This is a genomic window from Candidatus Palauibacter sp. (assembly GCF_965208055.1).
Lineage (GTDB): Bacteria > Gemmatimonadota > Gemmatimonadetes > Palauibacterales > Palauibacteraceae > Palauibacter.
The window spans coordinates 832,913-857,228 of the sequence record NZ_CBDBNY010000004.1; the positions used below are offsets into that span (position 1 = coordinate 832,913).

Annotated in this window: 23 protein-coding genes and 1 tRNA gene; 1 reads left to right on the forward strand and 23 read right to left on the reverse strand. The window is 67.8% G+C overall.

Features of this window, described 5'->3' with window-relative positions:
* Window positions 1-14: 14 nt before the first annotated feature.
* From ACOGXI_RS03930 to ACOGXI_RS04030, 21 genes are all read right to left on the reverse strand, one after another.
* Complete coding sequence (locus tag ACOGXI_RS03930; protein WP_419937581.1) at window positions 15-917, reverse strand: M66 family metalloprotease; 903 nt, start codon at window positions 915-917, stop codon at window positions 15-17.
* A complete protein-coding gene (locus ACOGXI_RS03935) occupies window positions 902-4,444 on the reverse strand; it encodes an Ig-like domain-containing protein (protein WP_419937582.1) in 3,543 nt (1,180 codons plus the stop codon). Before ACOGXI_RS03935 ends, ACOGXI_RS03930 begins: the two co-directional genes overlap by 16 nt.
* 477 nt (window positions 4,445-4,921) lie before the next feature.
* Window positions 4,922-5,317, reverse strand: a complete 396-nt coding sequence (locus ACOGXI_RS03940; protein WP_419937583.1) for a PIN domain-containing protein — start codon at window positions 5,315-5,317, stop codon at window positions 4,922-4,924.
* Window positions 5,314-5,547: an AbrB/MazE/SpoVT family DNA-binding domain-containing protein gene (locus tag ACOGXI_RS03945; RefSeq protein ID WP_419937584.1), complete on the reverse strand. Its 234-nt coding sequence runs from the start codon at window positions 5,545-5,547 to the stop codon at window positions 5,314-5,316. The genes ACOGXI_RS03940 and ACOGXI_RS03945 overlap by 4 nt, the downstream gene beginning before the upstream one ends.
* Window positions 5,548-5,844: 297 nt before the next feature.
* Window positions 5,845-7,986, reverse strand: a complete 2,142-nt coding sequence (locus tag ACOGXI_RS03950; protein ID WP_419937585.1) for an RDD family protein — start codon at window positions 7,984-7,986, stop codon at window positions 5,845-5,847.
* 86 nt (window positions 7,987-8,072) lie between these two features.
* Entirely contained in the window at window positions 8,073-10,844 is a 2,772-nt protein-coding gene (locus ACOGXI_RS03955; RefSeq protein ID WP_419937586.1) for an RDD family protein, read from the reverse strand.
* A gap of 36 nt (window positions 10,845-10,880) precedes the next feature.
* Window positions 10,881-12,077, reverse strand: a complete 1,197-nt coding sequence (locus ACOGXI_RS03960) for a hypothetical protein (RefSeq protein ID WP_419937587.1) — start codon at window positions 12,075-12,077, stop codon at window positions 10,881-10,883.
* A gap of 134 nt (window positions 12,078-12,211) precedes the next feature.
* Window positions 12,212-13,180 carry a hydroxymethylbilane synthase gene (hemC, locus tag ACOGXI_RS03965; RefSeq protein ID WP_419937588.1) on the reverse strand — a complete coding sequence of 323 codons (969 nt, stop codon included), beginning with the start codon at window positions 13,178-13,180 and terminating at the stop codon, window positions 12,212-12,214.
* A 4-nt stretch (window positions 13,181-13,184) separates the two neighbouring features.
* Window positions 13,185-13,601 carry a PaaI family thioesterase gene (locus ACOGXI_RS03970; protein WP_419937589.1) on the reverse strand — a complete coding sequence of 139 codons (417 nt, stop codon included), beginning with the start codon at window positions 13,599-13,601 and terminating at the stop codon, window positions 13,185-13,187.
* A 12-nt stretch (window positions 13,602-13,613) separates the two neighbouring features.
* Window positions 13,614-15,311 (reverse strand): Na(+)/H(+) antiporter subunit D, encoded by a 1,698-nt coding sequence (locus ACOGXI_RS03975; protein WP_419937590.1) that lies wholly within the window; start codon window positions 15,309-15,311, stop codon window positions 13,614-13,616.
* Entirely contained in the window at window positions 15,301-15,612 is a 312-nt protein-coding gene (locus ACOGXI_RS03980; RefSeq protein ID WP_419937591.1) for a hypothetical protein, read from the reverse strand. The genes ACOGXI_RS03975 and ACOGXI_RS03980 overlap by 11 nt, the downstream gene beginning before the upstream one ends.
* Window positions 15,613-15,615: 3 nt before the next feature.
* Window positions 15,616-17,070, reverse strand: a complete 1,455-nt coding sequence (locus ACOGXI_RS03985; protein ID WP_419940152.1) for a monovalent cation/H+ antiporter subunit D family protein — start codon at window positions 17,068-17,070, stop codon at window positions 15,616-15,618.
* A 5-nt stretch (window positions 17,071-17,075) separates the two neighbouring features.
* A complete protein-coding gene (locus ACOGXI_RS03990) occupies window positions 17,076-18,566 on the reverse strand; it encodes a monovalent cation/H+ antiporter subunit D family protein (RefSeq protein ID WP_419937592.1) in 1,491 nt (496 codons plus the stop codon).
* The gene (locus tag ACOGXI_RS03995; protein ID WP_419937593.1) at window positions 18,563-18,934 is read right to left on the reverse strand and encodes a cation:proton antiporter subunit C; all 372 of its coding nucleotides are present in this window, start codon (window positions 18,932-18,934) and stop codon (window positions 18,563-18,565) included. The genes ACOGXI_RS03990 and ACOGXI_RS03995 overlap by 4 nt, the downstream gene beginning before the upstream one ends.
* Window positions 18,931-19,353 (reverse strand): Na(+)/H(+) antiporter subunit B, encoded by a 423-nt coding sequence (locus ACOGXI_RS04000; RefSeq protein WP_419937594.1) that lies wholly within the window; start codon window positions 19,351-19,353, stop codon window positions 18,931-18,933. The genes ACOGXI_RS03995 and ACOGXI_RS04000 overlap by 4 nt, the downstream gene beginning before the upstream one ends.
* Window positions 19,350-19,856 (reverse strand): DUF4040 domain-containing protein, encoded by a 507-nt coding sequence (locus ACOGXI_RS04005; protein ID WP_419940153.1) that lies wholly within the window; start codon window positions 19,854-19,856, stop codon window positions 19,350-19,352. Before ACOGXI_RS04005 ends, ACOGXI_RS04000 begins: the two co-directional genes overlap by 4 nt.
* 71 nt (window positions 19,857-19,927) lie before the next feature.
* On the reverse strand, window positions 19,928-20,251 hold the full coding sequence (gene mnhG / locus ACOGXI_RS04010; protein WP_419937595.1) for a monovalent cation/H(+) antiporter subunit G: 324 nt from the start codon (window positions 20,249-20,251) through the stop codon (window positions 19,928-19,930).
* The gene (locus ACOGXI_RS04015) at window positions 20,248-20,529 is read right to left on the reverse strand and encodes a monovalent cation/H+ antiporter complex subunit F (protein ID WP_419937596.1); all 282 of its coding nucleotides are present in this window, start codon (window positions 20,527-20,529) and stop codon (window positions 20,248-20,250) included. Before ACOGXI_RS04015 ends, mnhG begins: the two co-directional genes overlap by 4 nt.
* On the reverse strand, window positions 20,526-21,005 hold the full coding sequence (locus ACOGXI_RS04020) for a Na+/H+ antiporter subunit E (protein ID WP_419937597.1): 480 nt from the start codon (window positions 21,003-21,005) through the stop codon (window positions 20,526-20,528). Before ACOGXI_RS04020 ends, ACOGXI_RS04015 begins: the two co-directional genes overlap by 4 nt.
* Before the next feature lie 175 nt (window positions 21,006-21,180).
* The gene (gene lptE, locus ACOGXI_RS04025) at window positions 21,181-21,693 is read right to left on the reverse strand and encodes an LPS assembly lipoprotein LptE (protein WP_419937598.1); all 513 of its coding nucleotides are present in this window, start codon (window positions 21,691-21,693) and stop codon (window positions 21,181-21,183) included.
* A gap of 657 nt (window positions 21,694-22,350) precedes the next feature.
* Entirely contained in the window at window positions 22,351-22,770 is a 420-nt protein-coding gene (locus ACOGXI_RS04030; protein WP_419937599.1) for an acyl-CoA thioesterase, read from the reverse strand.
* A gap of 135 nt (window positions 22,771-22,905) precedes the next feature.
* Here ACOGXI_RS04030 and ACOGXI_RS04035 point away from each other — a divergent pair, with 135 nt between their 5' ends.
* Window positions 22,906-23,772, forward strand: coding sequence for a UDP-2,3-diacylglucosamine diphosphatase (locus ACOGXI_RS04035; RefSeq protein WP_419937600.1), 867 nt, complete (start codon window positions 22,906-22,908; stop codon window positions 23,770-23,772).
* Here the strand turns inward: ACOGXI_RS04035 and ACOGXI_RS04040 are convergent.
* Both ACOGXI_RS04040 and ACOGXI_RS04045 read right to left on the reverse strand, forming a co-directional pair.
* The gene (locus ACOGXI_RS04040) at window positions 23,680-24,069 is read right to left on the reverse strand and encodes a hypothetical protein (protein ID WP_419937601.1); all 390 of its coding nucleotides are present in this window, start codon (window positions 24,067-24,069) and stop codon (window positions 23,680-23,682) included. The two genes, ACOGXI_RS04035 and ACOGXI_RS04040, sit on opposite strands and share 93 nt — an antisense overlap.
* 119 nt (window positions 24,070-24,188) lie before the next feature.
* Window positions 24,189-24,284: transfer RNA gene (locus ACOGXI_RS04045), tRNA-Sec, on the reverse strand.
* Window positions 24,285-24,316 lie beyond the last annotated feature (32 nt).

The window sequence follows — 24,316 nt, forward strand, 5'->3', positions numbered from 1 at the left end:
ATTTCAGTCGTCACTTACGGCCTCCACGCCGCCCGGCTCGGGATCCCTCGACTGAACAGCACTTCCAGCCCCGGCCCGGTGCCGAGCGCGGACGCCGCATCGGCCTGCGCCCGCGCCGGATCCGGCACGTCCCGCAGAATCGCCCGGACCTGTCCGTTGCGGGGATCGCGCAGGATGGCGATGGGACGGTCGCTGTCCCCGTCCAGGGTGACGGAGCCCCCGGGGCCGGAGAGCGTGACGCTGGCCAACGCCTCCCACCCCGACCGCCCCGGGAAGGCGAACGCAAAGCCGGAACTCCCGTCGCCATCGGCGACTTCGGGCATGGCGAAGCTGAACGAGAAGAGTTCGGCGCCGCTCCCGGTCCGTCCCGTGAGGCGATGGCTACCTGCGGAGTCGGGTAGCGTCGGCGGGGCGTCGACCACGAACGCGGGCTCGAGGAACGGAGCGCCGTCCGCGTCGATCCCGCCCCACAGCATGAGAGCGGTGGCCGGAGCGGCGGCGGGCGCGCCCTCCTTGATCAGCCTGTGGCGGAGCGCATTGGCGTAGTGGTAGTCGCTGATCCAGCCTCCGCAGTAGCTCATGATGTCCGTCGTGGTCGGAGGCACGACGCCCCCTAAGGGATCGTATCCCCACGCGCCGATCTGCGCTCCACTGTAGGGGTACGCCGGATCCGGGCTTCCGGCGCCGCCGCACGGGGCGTGCCTCAGGTTGAAGCTATGCCCGAGTTCGTGGGCCGTCGGGCCGGGCAGCAGCGAAAACAGATTCCATCCGCCGAGCGTGGCCACTCCACTAGGACCCGTTACCGGCCGCGCCATCGTGCCCATGAAGTAGCCGCTGCCGCCCTCCATCGCGCGAATCGCCTTCGTCTGGCGAAGCAGGTCGAAGCCGTTGTTGCTCGAGCTCAGCCCCACAGCCATTCCTCGGGGTCCGCGACCGTTGACGTGACCGCGTCGAGAATGGTCGAGTCGGGCGCCTCGGTCCATATGAAGGGAATCAGCGTCAACTCGAAGCGCGGCATCTCCCGAACCTCGACCGGCAGGCGTCCCGTTTCGGGAATCCGCTTCGCCACTCCCAGACCGGAGTCCAGTGTCCCGTCCGGGTCGATTTCGATCACCATCTCGAGGTCCGGCAGCACGACTTCTGCCGGGACAGTCACGTTGGCCGACGCCGCCAAAGATCCCTCGTCCACTTCGGTCGGAATCCGGCCGGTCCCAGCGGCGATATCGGCGACATGAGCAAGCGCGCCGCCATGGTAGAAAGAGGCCCGAACGGGAGGGAGGCGCTCGTTGTTGTCGTGGGCCGCGGTCACGAAGATCCGCAGCAGCGCCTCACGTCGCGCAACCAGCGGCACTGGCAACTCTCGAGACTGGACAGCCTGCACGAGATACGCGGCCGCCGGTCCGCCGCCATCGCAGAGCTTCACGTGCCGGGTCTCGACGCCGTCCAGCCACCGCCGGAACCCGGGATCGCGTGGCGCGCAGAGGTTCGTGCCGGAGGCTACGAGCGCTTCAAGGTCCCCCAATCGGGTCAGCGTGGAGGGGAGCGCCCCGGAGAGCCCGGCGTTGCCGGCAAGCCCCAATTCCAGAAGGCTTCCCAGGTTCCCCAACTCCAGCGGTAGCGGACCCTCCAGGTTGTTGAGGCCGACCGAGAGGCGACTCAGGCGGCCGAGGTTGCCGAGTTCGGGCGGGATCGCACCCGCCAGATCGTTGGCGTTAAGGTACAACCGCTGAAGTCTGTCGAGGTTGCCGAGTTCGGGCGGGATCGCACCCGCCAGATCGTTGGCGTTAAGGTACAACCACTGAAGTCTGTCGAGGTTGCCCAGTCCGGGAGGAATTGGACCCGCGAGTCGATTGTCAAACAAATTCAGGGTATGGAGGCGCGACAAGCGGCCGAGTTCGGGCGGGATCGTGCCCTCCAGATCGTTCTCGGCAAGGTACAGCCCCCACATATAGGCAAGGTCGCCGAGTTCGGGCGGGATGGTCCCCTCCAGATTGTTCTCGGCAAGGTCCAGCCGCCCCAGGCTGGCAAGGTCGCCGAGTTCGGGCGGGATGGTCCCCTCCAGATCGTTCTTGGCAAGGTCCAGCCGCCGCAGACTGGCAAGGTCGCCGAGTTCCGGCGGGATGAGGCCGGCTAGGTTGTTTCGAGAAAGACTCAGCTCGACGACCCTTCCCTCGTCCCCGACGACCCCGTGCCACGCGCTAAGGGGAGCGTCGGTCAGCCAGTTCTCGCTGTTCAACCAGTCGGGGCCGCCGGTCGCCTCGTACAGGATCTCGAGTATTTCCCGGTCCGACAACGGCGCGCACTCCGCGCCCGTGCCATCGTGTGAGGAAATGGTGTTCAGCCAGTCCTCGAAAGACTGGTTCGCGGGGACGCAGAGGCCGGTGCCCGCGTAGCGCAACTCGGCAAGCGACAGGTTCGCGAGCGACAGCGGCAGCCGGCCGGAAAGGCCCGGGTTGTCGGCAACCCTCAGTTCGGTCATGCGGGTCAGTTCGCCCAAAGTCGGCGGCAACTGCCCAGCCAGCCCGTTGGCCGTCAGGTCGAGGGCGGTGACGTGTCCCAGCGAATCGGCGCTGACGCCGTGCCACTCCTCGAGCGCGCCGTCGCCCGCCCAGCCGTGAGATCTGTTCCAACCCGTGCCGCCCGCCAGTTCGTACAGTTGCCCGAGCACGGCCGCGTCGGCCGCGTTGCAGAGCGAGTCCCCATCCCGGTATTCGAGTCCCCGCAGCCACGCAACGAACGCGGAGCTCCCGGGCACGCACAGAGCTTCGTTTCCCACGATGAAGAACGTGCTGAGCCGGTCAAGTTCTAGGAAGTTTCGAGGGATCGGGCCGCTCAGGGCGTTGTTCCTGAGATACAGGCTTCTCAGATCGCCGAGGTTCCCAAGTTCGGGCGGGATAGGGCCGGTGAGGCGGTTGCCGGAAAACGACAGCGCCTCCAAATGAGCCAGGTTGCCCAACTCGGTGGGAATCGTGCCGGTGAGGTGGTTGCCGGCCAGCCATAGCGTCCTCAATTGAGCTAGGTTGCCGAGTTCGGCAGGGATCGGCCCCGTGAGACGGTTTACCCCGAGATCCAGCGTCCTCAAGTTGGAGAGGTTGCCCAGTTCGGCCGGTACCGAGCCGGACAGTCCATGGCGCTTGCGGTAGTTGCCTCCTCCGGACTGACCCGAAAGACTGAGCCCGAGTACGCGACCGGACGCGTCGGCGGACACGCCGTACCACTGGTGCAGCGGCGCGTCGGTCAGCCAGTTGGTGTTGTCGACCCAGTTCGGGCCGTTGGTCGCGTTGTAGAGCGCCACCAGCGCCGCCCGGTCCGGATTCTCGACCGTGATGGCGGCCGTTCCCCGCGCGCCTCCGGAAGCCGCCGTGATGGTCGCCGCGCCTTCCGCCACACCCCGCACCAGCCCCGAGTCGTCCACCGTCGCCACCGAGACGTCGCTCGACGACCACTCGAACTCGGCGTCCGCGATGGCGTGGCCGTTGCCGTCGAAGGCCTCTGCGACGAGCCGCAAGGTGTCGCCAAGCGCGACGGTGTCCACCGTCGGCGTCACGACGACCGAACCGGCCGCCTGCATCACCGTCACCAGAGCTTCGCCCGAGGCCTCGCCCGCGCTGGCCGCGACCGTGGACGCGCCGCCGCCGACTGCCGTGACCAGCCCCGCCGAATCGACCGTCGCGACGGTCGTGTCCGAGCTCGACCAGGCGACCGGGACGCCCTCCATGACGCGGCCGACCTGATCGCGCACCTCGGCGACAAGTTGCGCGGTGCGTCCCAGCGCGGTCAGCGCCACCATGTCGGGCGTGACCGCAACGGTCGTCGGCGCCGGGTCCACGACGGTGATTGCCGCGCCGCCCGCGACCCCCGACGCGGTGGCTGTCACCTCGGCCTGTCCCGCGCCCGCGCTCGTCACCAGCCCGGACGCGTCCACCGTCGCCACCGCCGTGTCGCCGGACGCCCAGGTGAACTCGGCGCCCGCCACGGCGTGACCGTTCGCGTCGGACGCTTCGGCCGTCAGGCGCACGGTGTCGCCCAGCGCCACCAGCGTGTCGGCGGCCGGAGAGACCGCGACCGTGCTCACCGTCTGCGCCACTGTCACGGCGGCCGTTCCCGACGCCGAGCCCGAGGTCGCCGTGATCGTCGCCGTCCCGTTGCCCGCGGTCGTCGCGAGCCCGGACGCGTCCACCGTCGCCACAGAGGCGTCGCTCGATGACCACGCGACCGGCGCCCCCGCCATCGCCTGCCCGTTCTGGTTCAGCACCTGAGCGGTGAACCGCACGGTCTCGCCCAGCGACGTCAGCTCGGCCGTCGCGGGCGTCACCGTGACCGTCGTCGCGCGGAGAGGATCGGGGGGCGGAGGGTCGGTCGTGCCGTCGCCGCAGGCGTAGGTCCACAACGCTGCGCACAGCCCGACGGCGGCAACGGCGAGGATGCGGTGGCGATTCCACATACTTTCCTCCTGCTACGACCGGAAACGAGCGAACAGACGCCGGAGGATCGGATCGCAGATCACATTGTGAATCGATTAAGCTACGACTTGTAATCCGATCCTTGGGCGAGAAATCGGGCCATTTCGGCGAGCGTTCGGCGATGACCTCGAGCGGGGCTCCGCGTCGCGGTTGCGACCGCGGTGTCGCTCGACGCGTCAGGCGCTCTTCGCGATGTCCTGGCGGAGCGGGGTGAGGCGGAAGAGGTCTGGCGTATCACTGATCCGCTGCACCAGCCCTGCGCGCGCCAGAGAAATGATCGCGCGCCGCGCACGAAGAGGGGCCGAAAGGAACGGCACTTCACGGCTGGCGGCTGCCGCCTCCTCGAGGACCAGCGAGTAGTTCCGCGCCCCCGATTTGCGGTGGGAAGAGATGCTCCAATTGCAGCTCGAGGAATTAACAGTCCTCGTCGCGGTCGAAGATGCGGACGCCGCCGGTCCTCAGCGCAGCAATTCGGCACCCTCCAATCGCGCCGCCTTCCGGTCGAACGTATAGAGCGGCCGCGCTCCGGACCGCTCCGCCGCGGCAAGGACCATCAGATCCGAAAATCCCGGACCAGCTGCCCGGTAGCGAAACGCCGCTCGGGCCACGTCGTCGGCGGCCTCGATCACGAGGCTCTGCGTCGCCACGAGTTCCTGCAGGATGGCCGCGACCCGTTCGCGGGAAACCCCGTAGGCCCGTTCCAGGACCCAGACGAGTTCCACGACAACCTCGCGGCAGGCATAACCCGGACGTTCCGTCGTGAGCGATTCCAGCAAAGCGCGAGCGGACTCCGCCTGCCGCTCGTCGTCGCGCACCAGGTAGCGGACGAGAACGTTGGTGTCGAGGGCAATCACTCCTCGGACGCCCCGCCGGCTGCGGCTCGCTTCATTTCCTCCACGGTGACGGGTGGCCCGTCGTGCTTCAATACGCCGAACAGCCGGCGGATGGGGCGCACGGGCAGTATGCGCACCTCGCCGTCCAGGACGATGTAGCGCACGCGGTCGCCGGCCCGCACGCCCAGCGTGTCCCGGACGGGCTTGGGGAGCGTGGTCTGTCCCTTTTTCGTTACCGCGGATTCGAGCATGGCCGCACCTCCGTTTGCCTTATATTTGACCGCCTCTCCCTACCCATCGCAATAAGGTAAGGGTTTCGCGGCGGCGATTGCGATCCGTCCGGACAAGGCGTTGTGCGGTGGAGTCGACGCATGGTATCGCCCGCGGGCGGCCTACGATCCGGCCCGGGCAGTGAGACCGGCGGAGCCTACGGCCTCCACGCCGCCCGGCCGGGGAAGAGTTGTTCGCCCCCCGCAGAGCGTCCGGCGATCCGGTAATCGCCGGCGGAGTCGGGCAGCGTCGGCAAGGTGTTCATGACGAATGTCAGGCTACGGTTTCGCCAATACCGGGTAGGGATGCCGGTCCATCCAGGCTCGCACCAAATCCGGCACGGCATCTCGTGTCTCAGGCCAGATCGTCAGGACGTCCCGCCCGGCGGCCAATTCAAGGCGCGACAGATCGGCCTCGGGCAACGATTCCGCGGCCCAGGTGGAATCCGCAGGCACCATGTGAGCTGCCGAGAAAACCGTCCCGCCGGCTCCGACGAAGAACATGTCCGAATAGCGGATTTCGACGTCGGCGGGCCACACAATCCTGGTATCCGTGTACGTTTGCTCGTATAGGAGACCGCTCTCGTCGGACTGCCAGTCCACGGTCGCGCCGGTCTCGCCCACCCTCATCTCAAGCGGATACATGGCGAGCCGGGCATCGGTGTGGCGGCGCAAATCGCTCCCCCTTCGCAGAAGCGCTCTCGCATAGTCCGCATCGAAACGCGGTCCAACTCCCAGCGAAGGGTCCTCAATTCTCCTCAACGCGACGAGACGATTGGCATAGAGCCGGGCGATACAACCCCGGTCCACGCCGTCGTCCTTCTCGCAGTCGCCGTTCCGCTGCGTGAGAAAGGCCCGCTGCCCGATTCTGAGCGACCGCTCCTGCTCGATGGCGGCGCTCTCGACGAGCTCCCGATAGAGCTCGTTCATCTCGAGGTCCCCCAGCGCGAGCAGCTCATCGTGGCAGATCGTGATCTCGACCGGTGTAGCCGCCTGGTCGCAATCGAAGCCGGCTCGAAAAGCAGATCTCGAAAACACGAACTGTCCGTTCCCAGTCTCCGGTCCGCCAGCGGGGCTCCACTTCAATGTACCCGGGCGTCCCTCAAGCACGTCGATGACCCGGGCGTGCCGGTCGACCGGATCGACGGACAGCAAGAAGACGTGACCCGTCATGGGATCTTCCGCCCGTCGGGGGCCGACGAAACGTGCGCTTCGCTCCCCGCTCCAGTACGCGTTGGGACCGTATGGGACGTCATGGTATTCCAACTCGTACGCGAAACCGTACGCGTGCACGGCGGAAATTCCCAGCCTGTAGTAGATGTTGTCGTCGAGATGGGTCGCCGATTCGTCGTACCAATCCCCCACCCATACTTCATACTCTTCCAGGAGAAGAGTGACGGAGCCTCCGGCCACGGCCTGGACCACATAATCCCCGGCGGTCGCGTCGCTGTAACCGCGCACCCTGACGTAGTACGGGCCGGGCCCGCCGGAAGCGGAGACCTGAAAGTTCACGTCGCCGAGGTCGTCGGCCGCCGCAAAGTCGTCGTTCTCGGCGAGCACCGCGTATTCGCGGTCGTAGAGGATTCCGTATGTGTCGGTTCCACCCTCGGTCCAGATTGTGACGCCGCTCCCCGCGGCGCCGGCCGGAACCGACACCGCGAAGCAGTCCTCGTCCCCGGGCGCCAACGTTCCGCTCGCCGAACGCCCCGGGGATAGCGGCGTCTCACCGCCCCGCGCGCAACTGTGGTCGTCCGCGTCGTCGAACGAACCGCCTCCGGCGTCGCCGGCGGCCTCCTCGGGAGCGGCGGAGTCGTCCCCGCCATCGGCGACCGCGTGGCGCCCATCGGCCGCGCTATCGCGAAACAACGAACCGCCGCCGGCCACGGCTACTCCGCCTGCCGCGACCACGGCGGCGGCTCCGAGTATGATCGCAAGGCGAGCGCCGGCCGGGAACCGGCCACCGTCGCGGCCCTCGCGAGCGGCCGACAACCAGCGCGACGCGGGAGGGTCGCCGCCGAGGACTCGTGCCGGCGCCGGCGTCTCGACCACGAACGTGGACATCAGCTTGTCGTGCCAGCCCTGCTTGTCCCGGTCGAAGAGGATCCAGAGATACCCAAGCAGCAGGAACATTCCGGAGGCCGGCTTTCCGATCCACTCGCGAAACAGCATCCGAAGGAACCCCGCGGTGGCGCGGTCCTCCCCGACCACCCGCGTGCCGAGCAGCAGCTTGCCGGGCGTCCTGCCCGTCCCGAACAGAACCAGCGACCAGACCGCGTAGGCGGCAACGACCGCCAAGCCGAGCATTCCCTCCAGTTCGTCCCGCGCGACCGCCGCGCTGAAAAGCCCCGCGCCGAACGGTACGGCGCCATCCAGCAGGCTGGCCGCCAAACGCTTCGCGGGCGGCGCCAGCCTGCCAGCCATCGGATCGCTCAGGTTGCTCCGGCACACCGCGCACCACTGGGTGCCAGGCGCGGCAGCCATATCGCAAGACGGACATGACTTCGCGTTCATCGCGGTGAGCCGTATTGACGTTCCTCCTCTGGCTCTGGCGGACCACACGCATCCTCTTGATCCTCCGGCCGCCGCTCACCAAGCCAAAGCACGTAGGGTATCGACTCTACATCCTCGCGTGACACCGTTGATCGAACTGACAAATAATACGTGCCCGCCCGCAGCGTACACGCCAACCTCCACACCTCGTCATCGTGTAAGAACGTGCCCCGGCCGATGACGGCGCTCCCGGCATCATGGATTGCTAGCGCTATTGACCACAGGTCGTCTCCGCCCACAGAGGCCTCGAGGCTCAGTCCGCCTGCGGGAACTACAAGTGTAAAGAGCTCGTGTCCCATATCCCCTGTCACATCGAATCGTGCTCGATCCGCTCGCATATCTGTCGATATCCGACCCCTCACGGTGTCTCCCACTGAAACCGGCGTCGCGGTCCGGAACACTTCGTCGTAGTTCGCCTTCCGAAGCGTCAGCGCGTAGTTTCCCCCATCCCAATCCGGATCCTCGCACTCCCAGCACTGGACGACATCGGCTGTTATCGCAATGTAATAGGTTCCGGCAGACAGCGTATGGATCCAATGCACGTTGGGGATAAATTCGTCACCGTACTCCGACATCAACTCCTGCGGCAGGAACGGCGCCGTCCAACCGTGAACCGGTCGTACGGATGAGCCGTCCCCACGATACAAAACGGCACTCAAGAACGTGCCGCCAGTCGTGAAGATCTCCGCAGTGAATCCGTCGGTGGGCACGGTGAACCGCATATAGTCCCGATCGGGCACATAGATCTCGCCGGCCACCGTTTCCTCGATGGCGACAGTGGTGGCGCTCGCAATATCGTCGCCGTGGTCATCGGGCGGTCGCTCCGATAGAAACAGTCGGTAGCTGCCTTCCAGTCGGAAAATGTCTATCGAGCCATAACCCTCGCTTCGCAGTGCTTCGGAGCCACGCGTACGTACAGAAGCCCAAACGTCTGCCTCATACGGGTCTCTCGGTCCGCCGCTCACAACGAGATAGTATTGGCCCGCCCGCAGTGGGCCATTTATTTGCAAAGTGCCGGATGCAGAAAAGTCCGACGGGCCGGAGTCGCCGTAGACGTCGCCGTTCGCATCGATTAGTTGGCTTGTGACACCGACTCCCCTGGTGTCGATGAATCCACCGAGGCGAAACCCGTCGGAAGGCACCGTAAACGTGAAGTAGTCTTCTGTTTGTTCCTCTGTCCAGTTGTCTGCGTCGGTAACAGTGTATTCGGCAAAGCCCAACACCGTGTCTCCGATGGCGATGGACGTCGCCGTCTCGAACGTACGTCCAGCGGGGAGTTCGATCTGCCGCAACGTTAGGGCATAATTGTTACCGTGGCCCTCCACCTTCAGATAGTATGTTCCCTCTCGGAACGGGCGGACGAAACGGAAGTTGCCGTCGCGCCCGAAATCGGAGTAACGACCGATTTGAGAGGTTTCACTGTCGAACAGACTGCTCCAGTGGGAAGCTTTTCCATGCGATTCGATGTCGAGCGTCAACCCGCCGGTCGGGATGGTGAACACGAAGTAGTCTTCATCCTCCTCAGCGATGTAGGTTTCGCCGATGGCGATGGGCGTTGCCGTCTCGAAGGTGTTGCCGTGGTCCGGCGGACTCTCTCCTACGGCCGGCGAGTCCTCGGTCGCGAAAGCGGCCGCCCGGACCACGTAGTCTCCGGCGGTCGCGTCGCTGTAACCGCGCACCCTGACGTAGTACGGGCCGGGCCCGCCGGAAGCGGAGACCTGAAAGTTCACGTCGCCGAGGTCGTCGGCCGCCGCAAAGTCGTCGTTCTCGGCGAGCACCGCGTATTCGCGGTCGTAGAGGATTCCGTATGTGTCGGTTCCACCCTCGGTCCAGATTGTGACGCCGCTCCCCGCGGCGCCGGCCGGAACCGACACCGCGAAGCAGTCCTCGTCCCCGGGCGCCAACGTTCCGCTCGCCGAACGCCCCGCGGACAGCGGCGTCTCACCGCCCCGCGCGCAACTGTGGTCGTCCGCGTCGTCGAACGGGCCGCCTCCGGCGTCGGCGGCGGCCTCGCCGCGAGCGGCGAGGTCGTCCCCGCCATCGGCAATCGCGTGGCGTCCATCGCCCGCGCTGTCGCGAAACAACGAACCGCCGCCGGCCACGGCTACTCCGCCCGCCGCGACCAGGGCGGCGGCTCCGAGTATGATCGCAAGGCGAGCGCCGGCCGGGAACCGGCCACCGCCCCGACCTTCCCGAGCGGCCGACAACCAGCGCGACGCGGGAGGATCGCCGCCGAGGACTCGCGCCGGCGCCGGGGTCTCGACCACGAACGTGGACATCAGCTTGTCATGCCAGCCCTGCTTGTCCCGGTCGAAGAGGATCCAGAGATACCCAAGCAGCAGGAACATTCCGGAGACCGGCTTTCCGATCCACTCGCGAAACAGCATCCGAAGGAACCCCGCGGTGGCGCGGTCCTCCCCGACCACCCGCGTGCCGAGCAGCAGCTTGCCGGGCGTCCTGCCCGTCCCGAACAGAACCAGCGACCAGACCGCGTAGGCGGCAACGACCGCCAAGCCGAGCATTCCCTCCAGTTCGTCCCGCGCAACCGCCACGCTGAAAAGCCCCCCGCCGAACGGTACGGCGCCATCCAGCAGGCTCGCCGCCAAACGCTTCGCGGGCGCGGCCAGCCTGCCAGCCGCCGGATCGCTCAGGTTGCTCCGGCACACCGCGCACCACTGGGTGCCAGGCGCGGCAGCCATATCGCAAGACGGACATGACTTCGCATTCATCGGTATTGGTGCCTCCCTTCCGTTCCCCTGCCGAACCTAAAACCTAAACGACTTTCGGAGGATCGCCATGCCGGGGTCGGTCTCGCGGCCCACGGGCGCGCCTCCCGCAACCATGGACATCGCGGATCCGCTCGCGTTGCGGTCTCCGGAGCAGAAGGGCCCCGGCTCGTGATCGGAGATACCAGCCGACCAGGCACGGAACGCCGTCGTGTCGGGGGCGCACAACCCCGCGTTGGCGTCCCACAAGAACTCGTCAAGCGAAAGATCCAGAAAGCTGCGGGGAAGCTGTTCGGTCAGGCCGTTATGGGAAAGATACAGTGACGTCAGGCTGGCGAGATCGGCGAGTTCCGGCGGGACAGGACCCGAAAGCTCGTTCCCGGCGAGCCCCAGCCTCCGCAGATTGGCGAGGTTACCCAGTTCCGGCGGAATCGTACCCGAGAGCCGGTTCCCGAAGATATACCGTTCTTGGATGATATCGCGGAAACTGCCGAGCTCCAGGTTTACCAGGTTGGCGAGATTGGCAAGTTCAGGGGGAATCGGGCCCGAGAGCTGGTTCCCGTCGAGCACCAGGCTCACCAAATTGGCCAGGTTGCCCAGTTCCGGCGGGATCGGGCCCGAGAGCCGATTCCGGTCGAGCACCAGGCTCACCAAATTGGCCAGGTTGCCCAGTTCCGGCGGGATCGGGCCCGACAGCTTGTTTCCGTCGAGCCTCAGTCTCCGCAGATTGGCGAGATTGCCCAATTCCGGCGGGACCGGGCCCGAGAGATGGTTATTCCCGAACCTCCTGTGTGGGTCATTGCCAAGGTCCAGGTGTTTCAGATGGGCGAGATTGCCCAATTCCGGCGGGATCGGACCCGACAGCACGTGATCGCTTAGATTTAGCGATACCAGACTGGACAGGTTGCCAAGTTCGGGGGGAATCGGACCTGCGAGGGGCCGCTCAAAACCGTTTAGGCGACTAAGGTCAAGACTGATCACACGCCCGGCGGCGTCGGTGTCCACGCCGAACCAATCCCCCAACGGTACATCCTTCAGCCAGTTGTGGTTGCGCTCCCAGTTTGGTCCGTCCGTGGCATCGTAGAGCGCGACGAGCGCAGCCCGTTCCACATCCACCCGGTCCGGTGGCGGGCGGGGCGGCTCCGGCTCCCCCGCCTCGTTGCCGCAGGCGTGGACCACGACCACCGCAAGCGCGGCAGCGAGTGTCACAGTTATGCGGCTAATGCTAAAGCTCATGTTTCCCCGTTTCACGTCACAAGTCGTAGGTAAGCGTCCTCCGACCGCACCTTGCGATGAGGGCTGAATATGAGCCGACCGGCCATAGTTGCGCGCCCCCAATTTTGGAGCGCCCCGCTCCCCGAATGCGGGTGTCAGGCGAAGGGCGTCGAGCGGCGGGCGCGGGCGACGAGGGCGCCGGCTCCGGCATCCAGCAGGCGGGCGGCGAGTTCGCGCCCCAACCGCTCGGCGTTCGCGGCGAGTCCCCGGCCGATGGCCTCGAGTGGGCGCCCGCCGGCCACGTCGTAGACGGCCGCTTCGAGCCGAAGATCTTCCCCCGCGCGCCGGGCGCGGGCCGCGATGGGTACCCGGCAGCCGCCCTCGAGGGCGGCGAGGAGGGCGCGTTCGGCGGTCACCTCGGCGCGGGCGGCGGGGTCGTCGAGGGCGCCCACCCGGTCCAGTACCCCGTCGTCGCCCGCGCGGCACTGGAGGCCGAGGGCTCCCTGGCCCGGCGCGGGCAGCCAGCCCTCGTCGAGGACGCTCGTGCCCGGCGGCCACAGCCCGAGGCGGCGGAGCCCGGCGGCGGCCAGGACGAGCGCATCGAAGCCGCCTTCGTCCAGCTTGCGGAGTCGCGTGCCCACGTTGCCGCGGATCGGCGCGGGCGCGATGTCGCTCCGGTGGGCGCGGAGCTGGGCGGCGCGCCGGAGGGATGACGTGCCGACGCACGACTCGGCGGGCAGGCGACCCAGCACGTCCAATCCGCCGCGCCGCCCGCCGCCCCCGCGCACGTCCCGAACCACGAGCACGTCGCGCGGGTCCTCCCGCTCCGGCACCGCCGCCAGCGTCACTCCGTGCGGCGACTCCGCGGGCAGGTCCTTGAGCGAATGCACCGCGACATCGATGCGCCCGTCCCGGAGCGCCCGCTCAAGCTCCTCCGTGAACAGCCCCTTGGCTCCGATCGCCGGGAGCGGCGTGACCCGGTCGCGATCCCCCGCCGTGGAGAGGAAGCGGTACGCCACCGGCAGGCCGGGCCAGCGCTCGCGGAGGCGGTCGCCGGCCCACTCGGCCTGCGCCCGGGACAGCGGAGACCGGCGCGCCCCGATGACCAGCCGGGCGGCCTTCACCGCGTCACCCCACGATGGAGGAGTAGGTCCCCCGCCCCACCGCGCACAGGCGGCCCCGGTCGTCGTGCACGTCGACGTCCGACACCGAGATCGTGCGGCCGAAGCGACGCAGGCGGGCCGTCGCCCGCAGCCACGAACCCGTGCACGGGCGCAGGTAGTCGACCCGCAGCGAGATGGTGGGCACGCCGCCCCCGGCCCGCGCCGCGACGACCATGTCTCCCGCGATGTCGATCAGCGATGCGACGGGACCCCCATGGTAGATCGTGCCGTCGCGGGTCAGGTCGGGACGCATGGTCATCCTTAGGACCACGGTGTCCTCGTTCACCTCGTCGAGCGTGACGCCGAGTGCGACGATCGCCTCGGACCCGGCGAGGATGGACTCGATCAGCGTCCGGGAAGGCGAGGCTCTGTTTGGCTCCACGCCGGACTTCGCCTATCGCGCGTAGTAGAGGAGGAGGAAGACGCCGAGCAGGATGGCGACCCAGATCACGGAGGTGCCGGTGGGCCAGGTGCGGGCCAGAACGCCGCTGGGGCCCATGTAGCGCCGCGCCGCATCGATCGCGCTTCCCGCCGCGGACACCGAGCGCGACGCCACGGCCTCCCGCAGCCGCCCCGCGACCCCCCCGGCGGCGAGCGCGACGCCCCTGCCGAGCCGGCGGTAGAGCCAGTCCGCGTCCAGGTTCGTCGACAGCAACTCGTGCGGCTCGCGGTCCGACAGCCTCAGCCACACGAAGGCCAGGACGGCGAAGAAGAGCAGCTGCAGCTGGCTGATCACGTGCGCGGACGTTAACGGCGCGTAGGTCACCTCGTACGGCAGGTTCGGGTACAGGAACAGCGTCGGGAACGTCCCGTTGAACACGCACAGGAAGGCGGCCATCCCCATCGCGATCAGCATGCTCCTCGGCGCCTCCTTCGTGCGGATTCCGGAATCCGGCCCGAAGAAGCCGTAGAACGGGATCTTGATCCCCGCGTGGTGGAGTACGCCGGCGGACGCGAAGAGGAGGAAGAGCCAGACGATGTCGAGGTTCTGCTCCAGCGCCGCCGCCATCACCATCGACTTGCTCACGAAGCCGCTGAACAGCGGGAAGGCCGAGATCGACGCGGCGCCGATCACGCACAGCGCCGCCGTCTTCGGCATGCTCTTGTAGAGTCCGCCCAGCTCGCTGCACTTCGTCGTCCCCGCGCGGTAGAGCAGCGCCCCCGTCGACATGAACAGGAGGCCCTTGAAGAGTACGTCGTTGAAGGCGTGGGCCACCGCGCCGTTCACGGCCATCTCGGTGCCGATCCCGATGCCGCACACCATGAAGCCGATCTGGTTGATCATGCTGTAGCCGAGCACGCGGCGCAGATCGTTCTCGATCACCGCGTAGAAGATCGGGAACAGCGTCATGAGGACGCCGACGTAGATGAGGAGGTCCTCCCCCTGGTATCCCCGCGCCAGCGCGTAGACGGCGACCTTGGTCGTGAAGGCGCTCAGGAAGACGGCGCCGCTGTACGTGGCCTCCGGATAGGCGTCCGTGAGCCAGGTGTGGAGGAGGGGGAACGCCGCCTTGATGCCGATGCCGAGCAGGATGAGGTTCGTCCCCACCGTCCCGGTCTCCATGGGTCCGAAGGCGACGGAGCCGGCCGCCCGCGCGTGGGCGATGATCCCGGCGAGGAGCACGACGCCGGACCCCACCTGCACGATGAGGTAGCGCATCCCCGCCCGGTATGAACGTTCCGTGCCGCGCGCCCACACGAGGAAGACGGAACTCAGCGCCAGAAGCTCCCAGAACACGAACAGCGTGATCAGGTCGCCGGCCTGGACCGCCCCGATCGCGGCCCCCGCGTAGACCAGCGCCGAAGCATCCTCGAGCGCGCTTCCCCCCCGCCGAGCGAAGATGAGCCCGATGAGGGCGGCGATGTGGAAGAGCCACCCGAAGATCCGGCTCAGCCCGTCGATGCGGACGAGCGTGAGTTCGTAGGAGAAGAACGAGACCTGCCCGAATTCTCCTTCGCCCAGCGCAAGGAGCGCGGCGAGGCTCGCGACGGGCAGGAGGAGCACCCATCCCGTGCGCGCGCGACCGCGAAGCAGCGGGACGAAGAGCGCCCCGAGGATCATCACGGCGGCGGGAGGAAGGCTACCGATCATAGTAGTCCTCGTCCCGCATCACGCCCTTCCGGAGCAGCTTGGCGGTGTAGACGATCGCCGTATAGGCGAGGAACCCGTAGAGGGCGTAGAAGGGCGGCAGTCCCTCCCAGTCGCGCTCCGGGTGGCGCAGTTCGTGCCACCCCATCCGCTGCTGCAGGAAGTTCACGAAGTCGAGCGCGAACAGGACGCCGCACACCGCGAACAGGATCGCGATCAGCCGCCGCCAGCGCTTCGGATCGTCGAAGTAGTGCCTGCCCGAATCCCGCGGCCGTTCGCCCGTATCGTGCTTGTCAGAGGCCATGGCTTACCCTCCGCCCAGGGGGACGAGCAGGCGATACACATCGTCCGCGAGGAAGAAGAGGACGATGCAGCCGAGCGCCGTGAACGAGAGCGCCGCCACGCAGAACGCCGGCGCCTCCTTGAAGCGCGGCGGGTCCGACCCATCGGCGGGCTTCGAGAAGAACGCCCGGATGGGGATCGGGACGAGGTACGCGATGTTCAGCAGCGAACTGATCATGAGGACGGCGACGAAGAGGATCTGCCCGGCGTCCAGCGCGCCGAGCGCGAGATACCACTTGCTCCAGCTCCCGCCGAGGGGCGGGACGCCGATGACGCTGAGGGCGCCGATGAGGAAGGCCGCCATCGTGATCGGCATGGCGCGGCCCAGCCCGCGCATGTCGCTGATCTCCGTCTTGTGCGCCGCGACGTAGATCGCCCCGGCGCAGAAGAAGAGGGTGATCTTGCCGAAGGCGTGCATCGCGATGTGCATGCTGCCGCCGACCACGCCCCAGGCGTTCGCGAGCGCCGCGCCGAGGACGATGTACGAGAGCTGGCTCACCGTGGAGTAAGCGAGGCGCCGCTTGAGGTTGTCCTGCGCCATGGCGACGAGCGAACCCGCGATGATCGTGAAGCCGGCGGCGTACATGAGCCACTCGCTGGCCCCGGTCGTGGTCAGCAGGTCGAGGCCGAAGATGTAGATGACGACCTTCATGATCGTGAACACGCCGGCCTTCACGACCGCGACCGCGTGCAGGAGCGCGCTCACCGGCGTCGGCGCGACCATGGCGGCGGGCAGCCAGCGGTGCACCGGCATGAGGGCCGCCTTCCCCGTCCCGAAGACGAAAAGCGCGAGCAGGACGAGGAGCACGCCGTCGCTCGCCCGGCCGGCCAGGATCCCCCCGACGCGGAAGTCGAGCGTGCCCGCGAGGACCCACGTCCACGCCACCGCGAGGAGGAGGAAGGCGACGGATGTCGTGACGAGGATCCCCAGATACGTGCGGGCGCCCTTCATCGCCTTCCGCGTCCCGTGGTGCGAGACGAGCGGGTACGTCGAGAGCGTCAACAGCTCGTAGAAGAGGAACAGCGTGAGCAGATTGCCCGCGAGCGCCACGCCCATGGCGGCGCAGATGGAGACCGCGAAGCAGACGTAGAACCGCGTCTGGTGCGCCTCCCGGTGACCCCGCATGTAGCCGATCGAGTACAGCGAAGTGACGATCCAGAGGCCGGAGGCCACGAGGGCGAAGAGCATGCCGAGAGGCTCGAGCCGCAGCACCAGAGGGAGGCTGGGGAGCAGCCACACGAGCACGATGCCGGGGTTCGCCCCCGCGAGGACGTGGGGCAGGAGCGACGTGACGAACCCGAGGAGCGCGACGCCCGTGCCGAGCGTGACGGCTTCCCGAAGGTTGGGCCAGCGGCCGACCGTCGCGATGAGCACGGCGCCGGCGAGCGGAATCACCAGCGCCCAGTACATCGGAACCATGCCGCTCACTGGAGCCCCCCGAGCACGGCCTCGGCCGCCTGTCGCGCAACGCCCGCCGAGTACGTCGTGAAGATGCCGAAGAACACCGTCGCTCCGAGCAGCACCCACGTCGGTATGAGCATGGAGAGCGGGGCCTCCCGCGCCTCGCGCGCCCGCTCGCTCGGTTCGCGGAAGAAGGCGGTCTCGACCACGCGCCACACGTAGACGAGCGCGAGGAGCGAACTGAGGAGCAGGAGGACGGCGACGACGAGGCTGTTCCGTTCCAGCGCCGCCTCGATGAGGTACCACTTGCTGATGAAGCCGGCCGTCGCCGGGACCCCGATGAGGCCGAGGCCTCCGAGGGCCCACGCGGCCATCGTCCACGGCATCGTGCGCCCGATCCCGGCCATGTCATCGAGGTCGACCGAGTGCAGCCGCAGCATCACGCACCCCATCGCCATGAACATCCCGCCCTTGATGAGCGCGTGGTTGAACAGGTGGACGATGCCGCCCGTGAGCCCCGCCGCCGTCGCGAAGCTGATGCCGAGCACCATGTAGCCGATCTGGGCCACCGAGGAGTAGGCGAGCATCCGTTTCACGTTGCGCTGGAAGATCGCCACCGTGGAGGCCACGAAGATCCCGGCGAGGGCCAGCGGCATGAGCGCGCGGCCGAGTTCGAGATGCTCGAAGGAGAACTCGAGGCCGAACACGCTGAACATGAAGCGCAGCAGGATGTAGACCGAGACTTTCGTGGCGGTCGCCGCAATGAAGGCGCTCACCACCGATGGCGCGTACGCGTAGGCGTTCGGGAGCCAGACGTGGAGCGGGAAAAGCGCCATCTTGAGGCCGATTCCCACGGTGAGGAACGCAAACGCGACGAGCGCCGTGCGGATCCCCTCGGCAGCCGGCAACCGGGCCGCCATGTCCGCCATGTTCAGCGTCCCGGTCATCTGGTACATGAGACCGATGCCGATGAGGATGAACGTGGCTCCGATCGTGCCCATCACCAGGTACTGGAATGCCGCGGGCAGGGCCTGCCGGCGGCCTCCGAGCGCGATGAGGGCGTACGACGAGAGCGCCGAGATCTCGAGGAAGACGAAGACGTTGAACAGGTCTCCGGTGATCGCGATGCCGAGCAGCCCCGTGAGGCAGAGGAGATAGAGCGTGCAGAAGAGATAGTGCCGGCTGGCCGGAATCTCGTCGGTCAGGCTGCGCGGCGCGTAGGTCAGGACGAGCGCGGCGATGCCGGACACGAAGAGCAGGACGAAGGCGCTGAGCGCGTCGACCCTGTACTCGATCCCCCACGGCGCGGCCCATCCCCCCAGGGCGTAGCTGATGACGCCGGCCTCGAGCACGTCGCCGAGGAGGGCGGCGGAGACCAGGAAGGTGAGCCAGCACACGCCCATCGCGAACGGGAGAACCAGCGAGCGCCGCCGAAGGATGATGCAGAGGGGCGCCGCGAGAAGCGGGATGACGACCTGCAGGATCGGCAACTGCGCCTGGATCGCCTCGATCATCGAGCCTCGTCCTGCTCGTAGATCTCATCCTCCTCGATCGTCTCGTACGCCTCGCGGATGCGCACGACGAGCGAGAGCGCGACGGAGGTCGTCGCCACGCCCACGACGATCGCCGTCAGGATGAGGACGCTCGGGAGCGGGTTGCTGTAGACCTCGATTCCCTCGGCCATGATCGGCGCCGTACCCCCGCTCACCTTTCCGACCGTGATGTAGAAGAGGAAGACGGAGGTCTGGAAGATGTTGAGCCCGATGACCTTCTTGATGAGGTTGCCGCGCGAAATGACGATGTAGAAGCCCATCATCATCAGGAAGATGACGACCCAGTAGTTGTAGAGGCCGAGCGCGGTGTCGAGGAAGCTCCCGGTCATGCGCGCCCTCGTCCGGCGAAGGTCGAATAGACCGCGATCATCACCGCCGCGACGGTCATCCCGACGCCGAGTTCGACGACGAGGATTCCGTAGTGCTGCCCCGTAGATGGATGCGCGGGGTTCAGGGCGCCGTAGTCGAGGAAGTTCCCGCCCAGGAGCATCGTCGCGACGCCCACGCCCGCATACACGAGGACGCCGGTCGCGATGAGCAGTTCGATCATGCGGGCCGGGGCGACGCGGCGAACTTCGGTGAGCCCGAAGATGAGCCCGTAGAGCACGAAGCCGGCCGCGAAGATCACCCCCGCCTGGAAGCCGCCGCCCGGCCCGTAGTCGCCGTGGAACTGCACGTAGAGGGCGAAGAGGAGGACGTACGGCAGCAGGAGCTTGCTGACGACGCGCAGAATCGTGTGGTCCGTCATCCCGCGTCCTCCCCTCCCCCGGGCCCTTCCCCGCCCGTGGGCCGGCGCTTGCGGCTCCCGCGCAGGAGAACCAGCACGGCGATCCCGGCCGTGAAGATCACGACGGTCTCGCCGAGCGTGTCGTAGCCCCGGTAGCTCGCCAGCACCGCGGTGACCACGTTCGGCACGTGGATGTCGTCCTCCGCGCGCTCGACGTAGGAGGGGTGCGGGTAGTTGCTCGCCGGCGCCTCCGGATCGCCGAAGTGCGGCATGTCCAGCGTCCCGTAGACGAGCGCCGCCCCGGTGACGGCGACGATGAGCAGCGGCAGCGCGGGCCGCCGAACGGGGGCCTTCGCCTTGCGCGTCGTCAGCGCGAGCGTGGCGAGCGCGAGGATGGTCGAGATCCCGGCGCCGACCGACGCCTCCGTGAAGGCGACATCGGGGGCATCGAGCAGGAGCATCCAGGAGGCGCCGAGGAAACTGTAGATCCCCATCAGCATGACGGCGGCGAAGAGGCCGCGCATGCGCACGACGGCGACCGCCGTCGCGCACAGAAGCGTGAGCAGGAGCGCCGTGACGACCTGGACCTCGAGGGCTACGAACTCGATGCCGCCTCCTCCGCCTCATCGACGTGTGGCTGGAGTCCGGTCTCGAGCGCCGCGTTGGCGAGCGTGTGGGTGGCCGTGGGACTCGTAATCCAGAGCAGCAGGAGGATCGCGACGAGCTTCACCGTCACGACCCAGTGGGGTGAGAGGAACATGAGCCCCGTCAGAATCAGCCCCGCTCCGAGCGTATCCGTGATCCCCGCCCCGTGGATGCGACAGAAGAAATCGGGCAGACGGACGATCCCGATCCCCCCGATGACCGCGAAGATCGCGCCGGCGATCAGGAGCACGGCACTCACGGTCTCGAGGATCATGACAGTCTCTCGCGGTCCGGGTCCGCGAAGTTCCCGTACTTGGAGAACCTCAGCACCGCGATGACGCCGATGAAGTTGATGAGAGCGTACACGAGTCCGACATCGAGGAAGTCCGGCCGGTCCGTCACAAACCCGATCACGGCGATGAGGAGGACCGTCTTCGTGCCGAACATGTTCAGCGCGAGAATGCGGTCGAAGACCGTCGGCCCCTTCCCCGCCCGCACGAGCGCGAGACCCATGGTGACGATGATCGCGGCGACCACGGCGGCGAGGATCATCCGCGCCCCTCGACCCGCGTGACCCGCCGGTCCATCTCGCCCGTGAGGACGCCGTCGGCCGCCTCCTTCGTCAGGGCGTGGACCGTGATGTGGTCGCCCTCCGTATCGATCGTCACGGTGCCGGGCGTGAGCGTGATCGAGTTGGCATGGATGACCCGGCCGACATCCGTGCGCTGCCCCGCCCGCACGCGGATGACGCGGGGACGGATCGGCAGGCCCGGCCTCACGATACGCAGGGCGACATCGATGTTCGCCTTCACGATCTCGACGACGAGCCAGGGCAGGTAACGGACCAGCCCCGCCGGGAGCTGGATCGGCAGGCCCTCGTCATCGACGATCCGCATGCGCAGGGAAATCAGGGCGACGAACGCGACCGACGCGGCGCCGAGCCCCAGAAGCAGCGGCTTGTCGAAGTACCCCGACAGCAGGAGCCAGACAGCCGCCAGGATAGCGACGAGACCGGCGGCGTACGTCACAGGTTTCGCGTGGCGGGTCGAGCGGCTTGCGGCATGTTGGCGCCCGGACGTTGAGTTAACGTGATCGGCCCTCGTTATCGGCCCTCTTCGAACGATCGACCACAGAATGGCGAACCTGTCGCGCGGGCGCGAGAGGTTCCCGCGGGGGAGCTCCCCGCGGTCGACGCCGGTCAGTCTACCACTGCGATTGCGCCCCGTCGACGATCTGCTGCACGAGGTTCTCGAGCGCGACGATCAGGGCCTGGTCCTCGGTTTCGTTTCCCGGTTCGTATTCCCCGGTTCCGGTCAGGCTCTGATTGCCCCATATGATGAGGTTCTCGGCCACATCCAGGATCTCCACGGACACGCTGACGGTCACGCGACGCTGGAAGACATCCGCGCCGACGCCGCCGACGGCGTCGAAGTTGACCGCCTCATCGGCATAGCGCCGGATCTGCGCGGTGATGACCGCGTCGGCTTCCCCCTCGGAGGCGAGCCGGAGCCCCAGGCGCTGCCGGGACGCCGTGAGGAGTTCGTCCATCAGGGATTCCGCGATGCCGAACTGCGTGCTCTCGTTCTCGATCGGGGCGACGTAGACGGTGCGCATGTGGCTGGGCAGCCCTCCGCCGCCGGAGAAGCTGTAGCACCCCGCCAGCGCCGTGAGCATCACGATCGCGGCCATCGCTCCGGCGCGGAATCGGCAAGACATAGTGTTCCTCATCATATGGCTGTGATTGAGCCGTTGCGCTCTGTAACTCCCAATGTACCCCGCTCGAGTCCGTGATGTCCCGGTACCGGGCCTCCCGGGGCCAACGGGGATCGCTGCCCCACTCGAGTTCGATCCATCTCTCGCGCCGGCCGCCCCGCCGCTCGTCGAGCCGCGTGAGGCGTCCGCCGTCAAGATAATAACTTCGCGTCGCGCCTCCTTCGACCGCGAACTCGAGGACGCGGAGCCCGGCGATCTCGGAGCCCCGGGCGGGAGGCATGTCGCCGGGCCGAAACACGCCCGCCATGGCGTACAGGAAGACGGTCGGCGGCAGCTCGACGCCCTGGAGGTCACCGGACGTGGCCAGGACGCCGTCGACGAGCGTGGCCTGGAGGCTCCCCTCCCCCGTCGAGAAGAGGTCGAGGCGAAAGCGGTCCGGCGGGTTCACCCGGGCGGCGCCATCACCGCGGAAACTCCCGCTCTCGCCCGCGTATTCCCACCTGAAGATGACGTGCATCGGTTGCTCCGTGCCCGAGCTTGCGCGCGCCCGCCGGGCGACCTCCTCCGCATCGGGCATCGGGGTCCCGCGCTCGAAACCCCCGCCGCAGGCGGTGAACAGGAGGAGGAGCGGCCAGGGGGTGCGGCGCGCCGGAGCCCGATTCATGTGGCGGAGCGTGGGGCGGCGACGGTTGGGAGGGACTCCAGTTGCCGCTTGACGGCGTCCGGAAACCGGTGGGGGCGGCCCCGCGCATCGGTACACACGAGGGCGGTGCGAGCGCGTGCGAGCGTCGCGTCGTCGGACGCGCGGGCAATCCGGTAGCCGAACACGACCTCGCGGCTTCGGACGCGCTCCACGCCGGTGTGAATGCGGATGAGTTCGTCATACTCGACCGGGACGCGGTATTCGACTTCGACCCGCGAAACGGGGAGCCAGAGGCCCCCGCGCTCGAGTGCCGCGTAGGACACGCCGCGCTCGCGCATGAGCGCCGTGCGCCCGAGTTCGCACCACACGAGGTAGTGGCGGTGGTGCGCACGCCCCATCTGGTCGGTCTCGGCATACCGCACGCGCACTTCCGTCATTCCGACTCCGCTTGCGTCTTCCATGCCCCCAATATGCTCCCGCGACGCACGGGGTGTCGAACTTTTCGGCGACGGGTTCGCGGCGGACGGCCGCGGAGTTTGACGCGCCGCGCCCGACCCGCCGAGCTTCGGCCCATGCCCGAACGCACCGTCGTCGTGTCCGACATCCACCTCGGGGCCGTTGCCGAGGAGAACGCGCGCGCGTTTCTCGCCTTCCTCGAGGAGGCGGACCGCTGGGGCGACGAACTCCTCATCAACGGCGACCTGTTCGACTTCTGGTTCGAATACGGCCAGGTGATCCCGCGCGGCCAGCTCGACGTGCTCGCACGCCTGCGGAGACTCGTGGAGGGCGGCATGCCGATCCTCTTCATGGGCGGGAACCACGACGCCTGGGGGGGGAGTTTCCTCCGCGACGAGGTCGGCATCGAGATCCTCCATGAGCCGGCGCGGCGACGCATCGGAGGGCGGCGGGCATACATCGCGCACGGCGATGGACTCGGGGCGGCGGACTGGGGCTACCGGATTCTGCGCCGGGCCGCCCGCAGTCCGTTGGGGCGCGGACTGTTTCGGTGGGTGCACCCCGACCTCGGGCTCCCTCTCGCACGGCTCGCCAGCGGGACGCGGCGCGCCCAGGCGGCAGGGGCCGGGAACGAGTCGCCCCGCGCTTCGCTCCTCGCGCGGCACGCGGCCGAGGTGCTGGCCGCTCACGAGGATGTGGACCTCGTCGTGTTCGGGCACTCGCACCGGCCGGAAGTCGCCGAACTCGCCCCGGGCAGGTTCTATCTCAACTCCGGCGACTGGCTCCACCACAACAGCTTCGCCGTCGTGACGCCGGACGAGATCCGCGTGGAGTCATACCCGGGACCCGGCGCAGGCCGGTTCCGGCGGCGGGACGATGCGCCGGTCTCTTCAGGGAAAATCGACCTTGAAACCGAGGGCGATCCCGACGGACCCGTCGGCGGGGGGGCCGATCGAGGGCTCGAAGTCCCAGAACTGGGTTGACACCCATGCGTCGAGACCGCTCAGGAAGGCGATGAACCCGGCGAGGACGATCCAGTTCTCCCGCTGCCCCGTACGGTTGGAGATCCGCTCTTCGTTCGGCGGCAGTTCTTCCTTGGCCGCGGAGAGCCGCGCATCGGACTTGAAGACCATGAACAGGAAGACGGACTCCGCGGCGAAGTAGAAGGCGCCGCGCGCCGGGCGCCCGACCTCCAGTTGTCCCCAGCCCGGGAGGATCAGGGAGCGCCCGAAGGCGCCCAGCGGGGAGATGGGGGGTTGCCGGCCGGTCGTGTCGGCCACGGCGCGGTCCTCGGCGGACGCCGAATCGGGGACCGCCGCGGGAGGCGGAGGGTCTTGCGCCCGCAACGGCGATGGGTTCAGGGCGGGACCGAGCAGAAGCCAGGCCGCGAGCGCGAAGATGGCGGGAACGTGTGGGAATCGAACCCACCCGGGACGCGCGAACGCCCCGTAACGGTTTTGAAGACCGCAGGCGACACCAGTCACCATCCGCTCCCGATCATCCGGCTCGTTCCTCATCTCGATTTCC

Bases quoted from the DNA above. Each gene is read 5' to 3' on its own strand.
- ACOGXI_RS03930 (WP_419937581.1), bottom strand. From the start codon at position 917: ATGGCTGTGGGGCTGAGCTCGAGCAACAACGGCTTCGACCTGCTTCGC.
- ACOGXI_RS03935 (WP_419937582.1), bottom strand. From the start codon at position 4,444: ATGTGGAATCGCCACCGCATCCTCGCCGTTGCCGCCGTCGGGCTGTGC.
- ACOGXI_RS03945 (WP_419937584.1), bottom strand. From the start codon at position 5,547: ATGCTCGAATCCGCGGTAACGAAAAAGGGACAGACCACGCTCCCCAAG.
- ACOGXI_RS03950 (WP_419937585.1), bottom strand. From the start codon at position 7,986: ATGGCTGGCAGGCTGGCGCCGCCCGCGAAGCGTTTGGCGGCCAGCCTG.
- ACOGXI_RS03955 (WP_419937586.1), bottom strand. From the start codon at position 10,844: ATGAATGCGAAGTCATGTCCGTCTTGCGATATGGCTGCCGCGCCTGGC.
- ACOGXI_RS03960 (WP_419937587.1), bottom strand. From the start codon at position 12,077: ATGAGCTTTAGCATTAGCCGCATAACTGTGACACTCGCTGCCGCGCTT.
- ACOGXI_RS03975 (WP_419937590.1), bottom strand. From the start codon at position 15,311: ATGATCGGTAGCCTTCCTCCCGCCGCCGTGATGATCCTCGGGGCGCTC.
- ACOGXI_RS03980 (WP_419937591.1), bottom strand. From the start codon at position 15,612: ATGGCCTCTGACAAGCACGATACGGGCGAACGGCCGCGGGATTCGGGC.
- ACOGXI_RS03985 (WP_419940152.1), bottom strand. From the start codon at position 17,070: ATGGTTCCGATGTACTGGGCGCTGGTGATTCCGCTCGCCGGCGCCGTG.
- ACOGXI_RS03990 (WP_419937592.1), bottom strand. From the start codon at position 18,566: ATGATCGAGGCGATCCAGGCGCAGTTGCCGATCCTGCAGGTCGTCATC.
- ACOGXI_RS03995 (WP_419937593.1), bottom strand. From the start codon at position 18,934: ATGACCGGGAGCTTCCTCGACACCGCGCTCGGCCTCTACAACTACTGG.
- ACOGXI_RS04000 (WP_419937594.1), bottom strand. From the start codon at position 19,353: ATGACGGACCACACGATTCTGCGCGTCGTCAGCAAGCTCCTGCTGCCG.
- ACOGXI_RS04005 (WP_419940153.1), bottom strand. From the start codon at position 19,856: ATGCGCGGCCTCTTCGCCGCCGTCATGCTGATGGGGATCTACAGTTTC.
- mnhG (WP_419937595.1), bottom strand. From the start codon at position 20,251: ATGATCCTCGAGACCGTGAGTGCCGTGCTCCTGATCGCCGGCGCGATC.
- ACOGXI_RS04015 (WP_419937596.1), bottom strand. From the start codon at position 20,529: ATGATCCTCGCCGCCGTGGTCGCCGCGATCATCGTCACCATGGGTCTC.
- lptE (WP_419937598.1), bottom strand. From the start codon at position 21,693: ATGTCTTGCCGATTCCGCGCCGGAGCGATGGCCGCGATCGTGATGCTC.
- ACOGXI_RS04030 (WP_419937599.1), bottom strand. From the start codon at position 22,770: ATGACGGAAGTGCGCGTGCGGTATGCCGAGACCGACCAGATGGGGCGT.
- ACOGXI_RS04035 (WP_419937600.1), top strand. From the start codon at position 22,906: ATGCCCGAACGCACCGTCGTCGTGTCCGACATCCACCTCGGGGCCGTT.